The sequence below is a fragment of the Nonomuraea sp. NPDC051941 genome, from assembly GCF_044593615.1.
In genome coordinates this window covers 1-12,505 of the sequence record NZ_JBIUCF010000065.1, presented here as the reverse complement: position 1 = coordinate 12,505, position 12,505 = coordinate 1, and the positions used below count along the sequence as shown (strand labels likewise).

General features: G+C 71.7%; 12 protein-coding genes and 1 pseudogene. 10 read left to right on the top strand and 3 right to left on the bottom strand.

Features of this window, described 5'->3' with window-relative positions:
• Window positions 1-111 precede the first annotated feature (111 nt).
• The 6 genes from ACIHFD_RS59595 to ACIHFD_RS59570 all read left to right on the top strand — a co-directional run bounded on the left by ACIHFD_RS59595 (window position 112) and on the right by ACIHFD_RS59570 (window position 7,109).
• The gene (locus ACIHFD_RS59595) at window positions 112-1,380 is read left to right on the top strand and encodes an FAD-dependent oxidoreductase (protein WP_397374516.1); all 1,269 of its coding nucleotides are present in this window, start codon (window positions 112-114) and stop codon (window positions 1,378-1,380) included.
• 66 nt (window positions 1,381-1,446) lie between these two features.
• Window positions 1,447-2,826 carry an MFS transporter gene (locus ACIHFD_RS59590; RefSeq protein ID WP_397374515.1) on the top strand — a complete coding sequence of 460 codons (1,380 nt, stop codon included), beginning with the start codon at window positions 1,447-1,449 and terminating at the stop codon, window positions 2,824-2,826.
• Window positions 2,826-3,647, top strand: coding sequence for an FAD binding domain-containing protein (locus ACIHFD_RS59585; RefSeq protein WP_397374557.1), 822 nt, complete (start codon window positions 2,826-2,828; stop codon window positions 3,645-3,647). The genes ACIHFD_RS59590 and ACIHFD_RS59585 overlap by 1 nt, the downstream gene beginning before the upstream one ends.
• Window positions 3,644-5,983: a xanthine dehydrogenase family protein molybdopterin-binding subunit gene (locus tag ACIHFD_RS59580; RefSeq protein ID WP_397374514.1), complete on the top strand. Its 2,340-nt coding sequence runs from the start codon at window positions 3,644-3,646 to the stop codon at window positions 5,981-5,983. Before ACIHFD_RS59585 ends, ACIHFD_RS59580 begins: the two co-directional genes overlap by 4 nt.
• Window positions 5,980-6,477: a (2Fe-2S)-binding protein gene (locus ACIHFD_RS59575; protein WP_397374513.1), complete on the top strand. Its 498-nt coding sequence runs from the start codon at window positions 5,980-5,982 to the stop codon at window positions 6,475-6,477. Before ACIHFD_RS59580 ends, ACIHFD_RS59575 begins: the two co-directional genes overlap by 4 nt.
• Window positions 6,474-7,109, top strand: coding sequence for an SRPBCC family protein (locus ACIHFD_RS59570; RefSeq protein WP_397374512.1), 636 nt, complete (start codon window positions 6,474-6,476; stop codon window positions 7,107-7,109). The genes ACIHFD_RS59575 and ACIHFD_RS59570 overlap by 4 nt, the downstream gene beginning before the upstream one ends.
• Window positions 7,110-7,126: 17 nt before the next feature.
• Here the strand turns inward: ACIHFD_RS59570 and ACIHFD_RS59565 are convergent, their stop codons facing one another.
• Window positions 7,127-7,759 (bottom strand): LysE family translocator, encoded by a 633-nt coding sequence (locus ACIHFD_RS59565; RefSeq protein WP_397374511.1) that lies wholly within the window; start codon window positions 7,757-7,759, stop codon window positions 7,127-7,129.
• Window positions 7,760-7,926: 167 nt separating this feature from the next.
• Between ACIHFD_RS59565 and ACIHFD_RS59560 the strand changes: the two genes are divergently transcribed.
• Window positions 7,927-8,670, top strand: coding sequence for a helix-turn-helix domain-containing protein (locus ACIHFD_RS59560; RefSeq protein ID WP_397374510.1), 744 nt, complete (start codon window positions 7,927-7,929; stop codon window positions 8,668-8,670).
• A gap of 9 nt (window positions 8,671-8,679) precedes the next feature.
• On the opposite strand, the gene ACIHFD_RS59555 is transcribed toward ACIHFD_RS59560, so the two are convergent.
• Window positions 8,680-9,051, bottom strand: coding sequence for a DUF4345 family protein (locus tag ACIHFD_RS59555; protein WP_355211413.1), 372 nt, complete (start codon window positions 9,049-9,051; stop codon window positions 8,680-8,682).
• A gap of 206 nt (window positions 9,052-9,257) precedes the next feature.
• On the opposite strand from ACIHFD_RS59555, the gene ACIHFD_RS59550 reads away from it, so the two are divergent.
• The 3 genes from ACIHFD_RS59550 (at window position 9,258) to ACIHFD_RS59540 (ending at window position 12,224) form a co-directional block, all read left to right on the top strand.
• Window positions 9,258-10,073, top strand: coding sequence for a TIGR02452 family protein (locus tag ACIHFD_RS59550; RefSeq protein WP_397374509.1), 816 nt, complete (start codon window positions 9,258-9,260; stop codon window positions 10,071-10,073).
• 99 nt (window positions 10,074-10,172) lie between these two features.
• Window positions 10,173-10,892, top strand: coding sequence for an NDP-sugar synthase (locus tag ACIHFD_RS59545; protein ID WP_397374508.1), 720 nt, complete (start codon window positions 10,173-10,175; stop codon window positions 10,890-10,892).
• A gap of 111 nt (window positions 10,893-11,003) precedes the next feature.
• Window positions 11,004-12,224, top strand: a complete 1,221-nt coding sequence (locus ACIHFD_RS59540; protein ID WP_397374507.1) for a cytochrome P450 — start codon at window positions 11,004-11,006, stop codon at window positions 12,222-12,224.
• 51 nt (window positions 12,225-12,275) lie between these two features.
• On the opposite strand, the pseudogene ACIHFD_RS59535 reads toward ACIHFD_RS59540, so the two are convergent.
• Window positions 12,276-12,505, bottom strand: a pseudogene (locus tag ACIHFD_RS59535) (NADH-quinone oxidoreductase subunit H); the annotation flags it as partial.

The following is a 12,505-nucleotide window of genomic DNA, read 5'->3' as shown; positions in this document are numbered from 1 at the left end:
GACGTCAGTTCCTCGTCTCACTGGAGTTATATCCTCCCCCACCTCTTGCTTTCCGTGGATCGTCCGTGTTCGGATTAATTTCGGCCCCGATCAGGAGAGGCTGGAGGAGCGTTGGCGGCGAGCCAGTCGTACCACGTCACGATCGTCGGCGGCGGCCTCGGCGGGCTGACCGCCGCGCTGTCGCTGCGGCGGCGCGGCCTGCGGGTCACGGTGCTGGAGCAGGCGAGCGAGCTGGGAGAAGCCGGGGCGGGCATCCAGACCGCGCCGAACGCCAGCCGGGTCCTGATCGGGCTGGGCCTGCGCGCCGCGCTGGAGAAGATCCACACCGAGCCGCTGGACCAGGTGCGCCGGCGCTGGCAGGACGGCAGCGTCATCGGCCTGACCCCGCTGGGCGAGTTCTGCAAGCGGGAGTACAACGCCCCCTACTGGCACTACCACCGCGCCGACCTGCACAAAGTGCTGCTCGACGCCTGCGTGGCGGACGACGGGCCCGGCCCCGTCGTGGAGATCCGCACCGGGTGCGAGGTCACGACCGTGGACCGGACGAACCCCGCCCGGCCCGCCGCGGTCGTCGGCGACGGCCGGCGGTTCGAGACCGACGTGCTGGTCGGCGCCGACGGCATCCGTTCCAGGGTGCGCGACGCGCTGGGCCTGCCCGACACCCTGCGGTTCTCCGGCGAGATGGCCTACCGCGTCCTCATCCCCGGAGACAAGATCGCCGCCGATCCGGCGACCCGGTGGCTGGTGGACCGCTTCCAGAGCACCATCTGGTACGGGCCGGACCGGCATCTGGTCCACTACCTGATCCGCGGCGGCGAGTGGCTCAACGTCGTGGCGATCGTGCCCTGCACTCCCGGGGTCGAGGAGCGTTGGACCGTTCCAGCCACCGTGGACGAGCTGGTCGAGGCCTTCCCCGGCTGGGACGAGCGGGTCGGCCTGATGTTGTCCAAGGCCGAGGGCGACATCTCGGCCTGGGCCATGTACCACCGCCGCCGTGATCCGGTGTGGGTGGACGGGCAGGTGGCCCTGTTGGGTGACGCGTGCCACGCCATGCTGCCGTACCAGGCGCAAGGCGCCTCGCAGACGATGGAGGACGCGGCCGTCCTCGCCGAGGAGCTCGGCGCCGTCCCGGTCGAGGGGGTGCGGGCGGCGCTCATGCGCTATGTGTCGCGCCGCGCCAGGCGCGCCGGGATGGTCCAGGACGCGGCCTGGCGCAACATGGCCCTCTACCACCTGCCCGATGGGCCCGAGCAGCGGGCCCGCGACGACAAGCTGCGGCGCTTCGACGGCGAATCCGACGTCTCGTACCGGTGGTTGTGGAGCGGCAGCCCGCTCGACGACCGGGATGAGGAGACCTTCTCCTATCAGTTCCATGACTAGACCGGTCCGGCGCCGTCCCCCAGCCGCGCTCCCGTCTCCATCGTCGCCTGACAACCGGGTGGAACCATGAAAACAGGAGACCAGATCGTTCAGGACCTGCCGTGGAGGTGGCGGGTCCAGGGCAAGATCTTCGTCATCGGCGGCCTCGGCTACATGTTCGACGCCTGGGACGTCGCGCTCAACGGCTTTCTCACTCCCCTGCTGGGCACGGAGTTCGGCCTGTCGCTCGGCGAGCGGGGCCTGGTGGCGACCGCCAACCTCATCGGCATGGCGGCCGGCGCCGTCGCCTGGGGCACCGTCGCCGACCGGATGGGCCGCAAGCGGGCCTTCGGCCTGACCCTGCTCATCTTCGCGCTCTTCTCCGTCGTGGGCGCGGCCGCCCCCGGTTTCGAGGTCTTCCTGCTGTTCAGGTTCCTGGCCGGCGTCGGTCTGGGCGGGTGCATCCCCGTCGACTACGCGCTGGTCGGCGAGTTCTCGCCGAGCCGGCTGCGCGGCAAGGTCCTGGCCGCCATGGACGTCTGGTGGCCCGTCGGCGCGACGCTGAGCGGCGTGGCCGCCACCCTGCTCGGACCGCTGCCGGGCAACTGGCGGTGGATGCTCGCCGTCATGATCCTGCCCGCGCTGCTGCTGTTCTGGGTGCGGCGCGGCATTCCGGAGTCGCCGCTCTACCTGGCCGGGACCGGCCGCGAGCAGGAAGCACGTACGATCATCGACGACCTGGTCAAGCGCACCGGCGCCACGCCCCAGCCGTACGTCATCGAGCCGCCCGTGGACGACGGCGCATCGCGCGGCCTTCGGGCGGCGCTCGGCCAGCTCCGCCTGGTCTGGGCGTTCAGCCCGCGGGTGACCTCCGCCGCCTGGCTCCTGTTCATCACGATCATGACGATGTACTACGTGGCGCTGAGCTGGATGCCGTCGATCCTCATCAAGGAGGGCTACACCGACTACGCGGCCTTCGGCAAGACCACGCTCATGACCGCGGTCGGCATCGTCGGCGTGCTCGTCTCGGCATGGCTGATCGAGGCGGTCGGCCGCAAGTGGGTGATCGGCGTGTCGGCGCCGGTGGGCGCCGGTGCACTGGTGGGTTTCGCGCTGTACCTCGACGTCAGGTCGGCGGCGCTGCTGTGGCTGGCCGTGTTCGGCTTCGTCGTCCAGCTCACGATCCCGGTCCTGTACGCCTACGTCGCCGAGCTGTATCCGACCAGGATCAGGGCCAGCGGCTTCGGATGGGCGTCCTCGGTCAGCCGGGTGACCTCCGGCTTCATCCCGATGATCTTCGGCGGCCTGCTCTGGCCGGCGCTGGGGCTGACGATGACGTTCGTCGCCCTGGGCGCCCTGGTGCTGGCGGTCGTGCTGTGGATGGCGATCGCCGCGCCGGAGACGAGGGGCCGGGAGCTAGACCGCATCACCGACCCGTCCGGCGACACGGTGACCGCGAGCACGTGATGAAGCCCGCGCCGTTCACCTATCACCGCGCCCGCGACGTCGCCGGTGCGATCTCCCTGCTCGTGGAGCTGGGCGAGGACGCCAAATACCTCGCGGGCGGCCAGAGCCTGGTCGCCATGATGAACTTCCGCCTCGCGCGGCCGGCGCACCTGGTCGACCTGGGCGGGCTGCGCGGCGAGCTGGCCTGCCTCCAGGAGGAGGACGGCGCGCTGCGCGTGGGGGCGCTCACCACGCATCACGAGGTGGAGCGGGCGCCGCTCGGCCCCGGTTTCGCCGTGCTGCGGGAGGCGATGCGGTGGGTCGGGCACCTGCCCATCCGCACCCGCGGCACGGTGGGCGGCAGCCTCGCGCACGGCGACGCCACCGCCGAGTGGTGCCTGCTCGCGCTCCTGCTGGACGGCGAGGTGGTCGTCCAGGGGGCGAGCGGGCGCCGCCGCCACGTCCCCGCCGGGGACCTGTTCCTCGGCTTCTACACGACGACGCTGGCGCCGGAGGAACTGATCGTCGAGGTGGTGTTCCCCCGCCCCGCGCCGCGGGCGGCCCTCACCGAGCACGCCGAGCGGCGGGGCGACTTCGCCACCGTGGCCGCCGCCGTCGATCTCGACGCCTGCCGCGTCGTGCTCGGCGGCGTCGCCCCCGCGCCGGTGCGGGTTCCGGCGGCCGAGGCGGTGCTGGCCGGCGGCGGGACATTCGCCGAATGCGCCGAGGCCGCCGCGGCGGCCATCGACCCGCCGTCGGACGGCAACGGCGGCTCCGGATATCGCCGGGTTCTCACCCGGACCCTGGTCGAACGCGCTTGCGAGGCGGCGATGACGCGATGAGCTGGGTCGGAAGGTCGGCCGCCCGCCGGGAGGACCCCCGGCTGCTGAGCGGTCACGGAAGGTTCGTCGACGACCTCCACGTGCCCGGGACGCTGCACGCGCAGTTCGTCCGCAGCACGGTCGCCCACGGCACCGTGACCGGAGTCGACCTGTCCGCGACGCTGGCGACGCCTGGAGTGGTGGCCGCGTTCACCGCCGCCGACCTCGACCTGGGCGACATCACCGCGATCCTCGACCGGCCGCCGTCGGAGTTCGTGCCGACGGCGATGCCGGTGCTGGCCCGCGACCGGGTGCGCTACGTCGGCGAGCCGCTCGCCGTCGTGCTCGCCGGCAACCCCTACGCCGTGGAGGACGGCGTGGAGGCGGCCCGGGTGACCTACGAGGCGGACCGGCCGGTGGTCTCCGCCGAGCAGGCGCTCGCCCCCGGCGCGCCGCTCCTGCACCCCGCCGCCGCGGCCAACACGCTGGTGGACGTGTCGATGTTCGCCACCGAGGGCATCGACGCCGTGTTCGCGGGGGCGCACCGGGTGGTGAGCGTGCGGGTGAACTCCGCCCGGCAGAACGCGCTGCCGCTGGAGACCCGGGGCGCCGTCGCGAGCTGGGATCCGCGCGAGGAACAGCTCGTGGTGCACACCTGCACGCAGGTGCCGCACCTGGTCCGCACCCTGCTGGCCGAATGTCTCTGCCTGGACGAGCGAGCCGTACGCGTCATCGCGCCCGACATGGGCGGCGGCTTCGGGCTGAAGTGCGTCGTCGGCCGGGAGGAACTCGCCGCCGCCGCGGCGGCCCTGCGGCTGCGCCGCCCGGTCAAGTGGATCGAGGACCGGCGCGACGCGCTCACCGCGTCGTTCCTGGCCCGCGAGCAGCACTACGACGTGCGCGCCGCGTTCGGCGAGGACGGCAGGGTGCTCGCGCTGGACGCCGGCATCGTGTGCGACATGGGCGCCTACTCCTGCTATCCGTTCACGGCCGGGATCGAGCCGCTGATGGCCTCGGCGGAGCTGCCCGGCGTCTACCGGGTGCCCGCCTACCGGGTGCGCGCCCGGGCCGTCGCCACCAACAAGGCGCCGTCGGCGCCGTACCGAGGGGTGAGCAGGCCGCAGATCGTGATGGTCATGGAGCGGCTGATGGAGCGGGCCGCCCGCGAGCTGGACCTGGACCCGGTGGAGGTGCGGCGGCGCAACCTGATCATCGAGTTCCCCTACACCGGGGTCAACGAGGTCACCTACGACCCCGGCTCCTACCTGGAGTCGCTGGACTTCTGCGAGCGGCTGCTGCGCGACGAGGACTGGTACGAGCGCCGGGAGGCCGCCGCCGCCGAGGGCCGCCATGTCGGCATCGGCTACTCCTGCTTCAACGAGCGCACCGGCTACGGCTCCGCCGCGTTCGCCAAGCGCAAGATGGCGGTGGTGCCAGGCTTCGACCTGGCCGAGGCGCGGATGGACCTGAGCGGCACCGTGACCGTGACCACCGGCACGATGAGCCACGGGCAGAGCCACGAGACCACGATGGCCCAGATCGTCGCCGACCGGCTGCGGCTGGACATCGCCCAGGTCAAGATCCATCAGGGTGACACCGACCGGGTCCCGTACGGGTTCGGGACGTTCGCCAGCCGGTCGGCCACCATCGGCGGCAGCGCCGTCGCCCGGGCGGCGAGCGCATTGGGCGACCGGCTGCTGCGCCTGGCCGCGTACCTGCTGGACACCACCGGCGACGACGTCGAGCTGCACGACGGGTCCGTGCGGCGGCGCGACGACCACGGGCGCGCCCTGACCTACCGCGAGCTGGCCGAGGTGGCCTACCTGAAGGCGCACCTGCTGCCGAAGGACGCCGAGCCGGGACTGACCGCGAGCGCGTCGTTCGACGTGCAGGGCGACGGCACGTTCTCCAACGCCGCGCACGGCGTGGTCGTGGAGCTGCACCCCGGCACGGGCCAGGTGGAGATCCTGCGCTACGTCTGCGTGGAGGACTGCGGCGTGGCCATCAACCCGCAGGTCGTCGAGGGCCAGTGCCGCGGGGGCATCGCGCAGGGCATCGCCGGGGCGCTGTTCGAGCGGGTCACCTACGACGCCCAGGGGGAGCCGGAGTGCGCGTCGTTCATCGACTACAAGGTGCCCACCGCCTGCGAGATCCCGGACATCGAGATCCACCATCTGGAGACGCCGTGCGCGTTCACCGAGAGCGGCGCGAAGGGCGCCGGCGAGGGCGGCACCATCGGCGCCCCGGCGGCGGTGCTCAACGCGGTCAACGACGCCCTGCGGTCCACCGGCGTGGAGCTGGACGACACCCCCATCAGGCCCGAGACGGTGCAGCGGGCGATCGGAGCGTGCCCGTGACGGAGAAGCTGCTGATCAGCCTGACCGTGAACGGCCGGCGCCACGACGACCTGGTGATCGAATCGCGCTACACGCTGGTGGACGTGCTGCGCCACCACATCGGCCTGACCGGCACGCACGTCGGCTGCGAGCACGGCGTCTGCGGCGCCTGCACGGTCCTGCTCGACGGCGCTCCCGTACGCGCATGCCTGATCTTCGCCGCGCAGGCCGAGGGGCGGGACATCCGCACGGTGGAGTCGCTGTCCCACGACGGCGAGCTGAACGACCTGCAGCGGGCCTTCTCGGCCTGCCACGGGCTGCAGTGCGGGTTCTGCACGCCCGGATTCCTGATGCTCGCCGAGGGATTCCTCGCCGAACGTCCCGACGCGACACGGGAGGAGATCCGCGAGGTGGTGTCCTCGAACCTGTGCCGGTGCACCGGCTACCAGAGCATCGTCGACGCGATCGAACGGTGCGCCCGCGAGCGGCGCGAGGCCCGGGGAGACGCGCGATGATCCTGGACAACGAGATCACCGTCCCCGCCCCGCCCGACGAGGTCTTCGCGCTGATCAGCGACGTGGAACGGGTCGTGACGTGCCTGCCGGGCGCCGCGCTCGACGGCCGCGACGGCGACGCCTACCAGGGTGGGGTCACCGTCAAGGTCGGCCCCGTCACCGCCGCGTACACCGGCACCGTCCGCTTTCTGGAGGTGGACGCCGGGCGGCGGCTGCTGCGGCTGCAGGGGCGGGGCGCCGACACCCATGGCGGCGGCGACGCCGAGGCCGAGGTCGTCCTCACCGTGGAGGAGGCGCCGACCGGGTCGCTGCTGCGGGTCCGCACCGACCTGCTGATCCGCGGGAAGATCGTGCAGTTCGGCAAGGGAGCCATCGCGACCGTGTCCGGCCGGCTCCTGCAGCAGTTCGCCGCGAACCTCGCCACCCTCGTCGGCGCCCCGGCCCCCTCGGCCGCGCCGGTTTCCGCCCGGCCCGCGCCGCGGGAGCTGGACGGTCTGGCGATGCTGCTGCCGCCGGGCGCGCTCAAGTACGCGGCGGTCGCCGCCGCCTTCGTGGCCGGGCTGGTGCAGGGCTGGCTGCTCTGCAAGGTCCGCCGGCAGGCCAAGCTGATCAAGGAGTTGCGCCGTGGCTGACGGGCACGGCCGGGGGTTTACTCGGTGGCCACCCGGACTCCGAGCGCGATCAGGGTGGCGCCGAGGAGCGCCTCCTGGACGCGCCGGACGCGCCGGGAGCGGAGCAGGTGACGAACGCGGTGCACGCTCAGGGCGATCAGGCCCAGCCCGGTCATGCTGAAGGCGACAGCGATCATCGCCAGTCCCAAGGCGACCGGCACGGCCTGGCCCGGCGAGCCGGCCGGCACGAACTGCGGGAGAGCAGCCAGAAAGAACAGCGTGGCTTTCGGATTCGTGAGGTTGGTCAGGAGCCCCTGCAGGAAGGGTGTGCCGCGCCGTTCGGGCTCGGTGAGGGCCGGTTCGACGCCCCCGTGCGCGGGGCCGATACGCCAGGCCGCCCACAGCGAGCGGGCGCCGAGGACGACCAGCACCACCGCACCGGCGAGCTTGACGAGCGCGAACAGCGCCTCGCTGCGCAACAACAGCTCCGCCAGACCAAAGGCGACCAGCGTGGCGTGCACGAAAAGCCCCGCCGCACAACCGAGCGCGGTACGCATACCCGCTGACCGGCCGGACTTCATCGTGCTGCGGACGACCACGGCAGTATCGAGACCGGGCGTAATCGTGATCAGCAGGCACAGGCCGATGAAAGGCAACAAATGATCGGTCATCACATGATTGTGCCGCAGGACAACGCGATGCCGATGGGTGAACAAGCGCACCGTATCCTCCGATGAACCTTCATGATCCGGCAAGCCTGCGGGAGACGTCGATGTCAGCGCTTTCACGGACCTGTCCGTCGCCTCCGGTCCGGGAAGCTGTGGGCGGGGAGGCGGCGGTGTGGCTGTGGCCCGGCCGCGCCCTGTACGCCGGGCCGTCCCTGCGCCTGGGCCCGCACTCCGGCGCGGTGGCGTGCGTGGCCGTCGGCGTGGACGCGCCCTTCGCCGTACGACGCGCGCCCGGCGGCGAACTGCGGGCGCGGACCGCCCTCATCCCGCCACGGGTCCGGCACCAGCTCACGGCGGGTGGCGACCGCATGGTCTTCCTCTACCTCGACCCGGGCTCGGCCGAGGACCGGGCGTGCCGGGCCAGGTTCACCGCCGGCGAAGGCGGCGTCATGACCGGGCACGAAGCCGAGGCCGGCCTTCTGGTCCGGGCGGCGGCCATCTCCGCGCACAGCCCGGACCGGCAGATCACCGCCTGGGCGGACGAGGCCACCGGCCATGGGCCGCCGTCGTTCACCGACCCCCGAATCGCCGCCGCCATGCGCCGCCTGATCGGCGCGGACGAGCCCTTGCCCGCTGCGCTGCTGGCCGTCGAGCTGGGACTGTCGGAGTCACGCTTCCTGCGGCTGTTCAGGGACCGTACGGGCACCTCGTACCGGAGGTTTCGGCTGTGGGCGCAGATGCACCGGGCCGGTCGTGCGCTGGCCGCGGGCGAGAACCTCACCCGTGCCGCGGCCGACGGCTACTTCGCCAGCCCTTCCCACTTCAGCACCGCGTTCCACGCGATGTTCGGCCTTCCCCCGAGCGCACTGCTCTCCCGGCAGCTTACGATCCGGTGCCTGGATCCCCTGGTGTGACGGGACGGCTCACCAGGCGATGGCGGCCAGCAGCGCGCCACCGCCCACGGCCTCCACCCAGAAATACAGCCACGAGGGATAGAACGCCGACGGCCGCTCGACCGACCGCGCCACCAGCCGGCCGGCGGCCATGCCCAGCAGGGACCCGGCGACGGTCACGACCACGCCCGTCCGCAGCCCGCCCGCGTCGACCGCCGCGGCCAGCAGCAGGCCCGCGACGGCCACGCCGAAGCCTCCGTACACGGCACGGACCTCGGTCCGCGCCTCGACCGAGTCGGCCACGATCCGGAACGGCCTGATCAGCGCGGCAGGCGCGAGGAGGCCGTAAACGCCCATCCCGAGGAAGAACACCGCCGCGGCGGCGATCACGACAGTCGACATGGAAGTGCTCCCTCTGTGTCACAACAGCTTGCCTGGCCAGGACAGCCTGCCGTTCGCGCACCGCACCCGGCTTTCACCGACCCGTCACGTTCCCGGACGAGACCGCACTCGACTGCCTGTAGCCGCGTGCAGGACCGCCCACGCGGACGGGCCGAGCCGCAAAATCGTTCGATCGCGGCGGCGGTCACGATCTACGATGCGGACGTGTGGGCAACAGATTGAGCCATGTCGCGACGGTGAACGAGCGGATCGCCGCCGACGGCCGGTACACCGCCGAGGACGGCACCCTCGTCACCGTGGGTCCCGCGCTGGCCGCGGCGATCGCCGGCACGGTGAGCCATCCGCCGGACGAGCCGATCGCCGCGCCGACCGCCGCGGGCCACCGGACGTCTTTCGAGGTCACCGCGGAAGGCAGCCTGCAGGCCGCTCGGCGGCTGCACCTGGCGGGCGCCGAACGGATCGCCGTGCTGAACTTCGCCTCGGCCCGCAATCCCGGAGGCGGCTACCTCGGCGGGGCCAAGGCGCAGGAGGAAGACCTGTGCCGCGCGAGCCTGCTGTACCCGTGTCTGCTGAACGCCCCCGACTATTACGCCGCGCACCGCGCCTCCTCCGACCTGCTCTACAGCCACCGGGTCATCTGGTGTCCCGATGTGCCGGTGCACCGCGACGACCGTGGCCGGCTGCTGAGCGAGCCGTACCCGGTCTCGTTCCTGACCTCGCCCGCGCCCAACGCCGGGCAGCTGCTGCGGCGCGATCCCGGCGCGGGGCCGCGGATCCGGCGCGCGCTGCACGAGCGTGCCGGACGCGTGCTGGCGGTCGCCGCGCACCACGGCGCGCGGCAGCTCGTGCTCGGGGCGTGGGGGTGCGGGGTGTTCCGCAACGACCCGCATGAGGTCGCCGCGGCGTTCCACGCCCACCTGGCCGAGGGCGGGGTGTTCGAACGGGTGGTGTTCGCGGTGTGGGCCCGGTCGGAGGAGTCGGCCAACCGGGCCGCGTTCGCCGAACGCTTCGGGGCCGGGTGAGCGTGTCGGCGCAGATTGCTCGACCGCGTATAAATTGCGGGGATGACCTTCGATGATCTCATCCCGTCCGCCGGTGAGTCGCCGCTGGTATCGCGGCCGGTGACCCAGGCCGTGATCCTCGCCGGTGGCAAGGGATCACGCCTGCGCCCGTACACCGACACCCATCCCAAGCCGATGATCGAGATCCCGGGCACCGGCCTGCCCATCATCGGTCACCAGCTGGAATGGCTGGCGGCGGAGGGAGTGACCGATGCCATCATCTCCTGCGGCTACCTGTCCGAGGTCGTGCTCGACTGGCTGAGCGGGGCGAGTCTGCCGCTCAAGGTGACCCCGGTGATCGAGACCGAAGCGCTCGGGCGTGGCGGCGGGCTGAAGTTCGCCGCCGCTTCCCTGCCCCGACCGGATGAGCCCTGGTACGCCACCAACGGCGACATCTGGACCCGCTTCAGCCTGCGCGACATGGCGGACTTCCACCATGAACGCGACGCCCATGCCACCCTCGCCCTGGCTCGCCCTCGGCTCCCTTGGGGCACCGTCGACATCGACCGTTTCGGCAACGTCCTGGACTTCGTCGAGGCTCCGCCGTCGCCCTATCCGATCAATGCCGGGGTCTATGTCTTCTCCGCCGAGTTCGCCTCGATGCTCCCGGATGTCGGCGACCATGAGCGGAGCACGTTCCCCTACCTCGCCCGCCAGCGTCGCCTGGCGGGTTATGAGTTGCCGCAAGGGGTGTACTGGCGGGCCATCGACACCGCCAAGGATCTGAACGAGGCCGCCAAGGAACTGGCCGCCTTCCGCAAGAAGAACACCGCGTCCTGACCGCGCCGGACGGATGGTCATAACTCAAAAGAGTGCGCAGCGCGTTACTTCATTTTCGCCGTGATGCCGGGGAGTGTGGACCGTACGCCCATCTCTGCAGGGAGGATGACGTTGTCGACATCCGTGGGCCAGGAACCCACTCCCCCGAACGTGCCGTTCCTCGATGTCCTGGATCCGGCTTTCGACTTCGGCGCCCCCGAGGTCTCCGCGGCCCAAGCGGAAAGCTGGTACGCGACCAGCCCCATCGGCCTGCTCGTACTGCGCTATGAGCAGGCCAATGACCTCCTACGCGACCGGAGGCTGGACCACAACGGCAAGCGGTACCTGGAGACGAACGGGATCTTCGACGGTCCGATCTACGACTGGTTCGTCCCGATGATCGTCAACCACGAAGGAGAGGACCACCGCCGCCTGCGCCGCCTGACGAGCAAGGCGTTCACCGCGCGCACGGTGGAGAGCCTGCGGCCGTTCATCCGGGAGCAGGCCGAGCAGCTGACCGAGGGCCTGGCGTCGGCCGGGACGTGCGAGTTCGTCGAGGAGTTCGGCTCCCGGCTGCCGCTGACGGTCATGTGCCGGTTGCTCGGCGTGCCGCCCGAGGACTACGACGTGTTCGGAGCCTGGACCAGAGACATCGGCCTGGTCTTCAGCCTCGCGACCGGCGGCGATGTCGTCACCAGGGTGGAAGCCGCGGTACGCGGCCTGAACGACTACGCCGACTTCCTCATCGAGGAGAAGTCGGCCAGGCCCACCGACGACCTCAGCTCCGCCCTGGTCGCGGCCTACCAGGCCGACGACGGCCGAGTCACCAGGGACGAGCTGCGCAACCTGCTGGTCACGCTCGTGTTCGGCGCCCAGGACAACACCCGCTACCAGCTCGCGAACGCCATGGTCGTCTTCGCCGAGCACCCCGACCAGTGGACCCTGCTGGGGCAGCGGCCGGAGCTGGCGGCCCAGGCCGTCGAAGAGGTGATGCGCTGGCTTCCCTCGGCGGGCACCATCTACCGGTTCGCCGCGGAGGACTTCGACTACGAGGGACTGCACATCGCGCGCGAGACGTTCCTCACGATGTGCGTGAGCATCGCCCAGCGCGACCCGCGTGCGCACAAGAACGCCGATCGATTCGACATCACGGCGGTCAGGGACAATCCCCCGCTGCAGTTCGGCGCGGGCCCGCACCACTGCCTGGGCGCGGCTCTGGCCCGCGTCGAGATCGGGGAGGCGCTGCCCATCCTCGCCGCCCGGCTGGGCCCGCCCTCCGTCGCGGGGCCGGTCGCCTGGCAGGGCCCCCTCGGGATCCAGGGCCCGGACACGCTGCCGCTGCGCTTCAACTGATCCTGACCGGCGGCCTGCCCTCCTCCCGGGGAGGGCGGGGTTCCGGGGCGCTCACGGCCGGGAGACGCCGTGGTAGTGCGGCAGGTCCAGCGGCGGCACCGGGAAGCCGCCTGCCGCCGGCTCTTCGGACAGTTCCTCGAACTCGGCCTCGACCTGGGCCTTCTGGGCCTCCTTGCGCCGCTGGCCGACGGTGTCGAACCGCATCCAGATGGCCAGCCCGCCGATCACGATGATCCCGGTGACCACGAGGGCGATCATCCGGGACTCCTCGTTGAGCATCA

Excerpts from the sequence above, each read along its gene's own strand:
- ACIHFD_RS59590 (WP_397374515.1), top strand. The coding sequence starts at position 1,447 with ATGAAAACAGGAGACCAGATCGTTCAGGACCTGCCGTGGAGGTGGCGG.
- ACIHFD_RS59585 (WP_397374557.1), top strand. The coding sequence starts at position 2,826 with ATGAAGCCCGCGCCGTTCACCTATCACCGCGCCCGCGACGTCGCCGGT.
- ACIHFD_RS59580 (WP_397374514.1), top strand. The coding sequence starts at position 3,644 with ATGAGCTGGGTCGGAAGGTCGGCCGCCCGCCGGGAGGACCCCCGGCTG.
- ACIHFD_RS59570 (WP_397374512.1), top strand. The coding sequence starts at position 6,474 with ATGATCCTGGACAACGAGATCACCGTCCCCGCCCCGCCCGACGAGGTC.
- ACIHFD_RS59565 (WP_397374511.1), bottom strand. The coding sequence starts at position 7,759 with ATGACCGATCATTTGTTGCCTTTCATCGGCCTGTGCCTGCTGATCACG.
- ACIHFD_RS59555 (WP_355211413.1), bottom strand. The coding sequence starts at position 9,051 with ATGTCGACTGTCGTGATCGCCGCCGCGGCGGTGTTCTTCCTCGGGATG.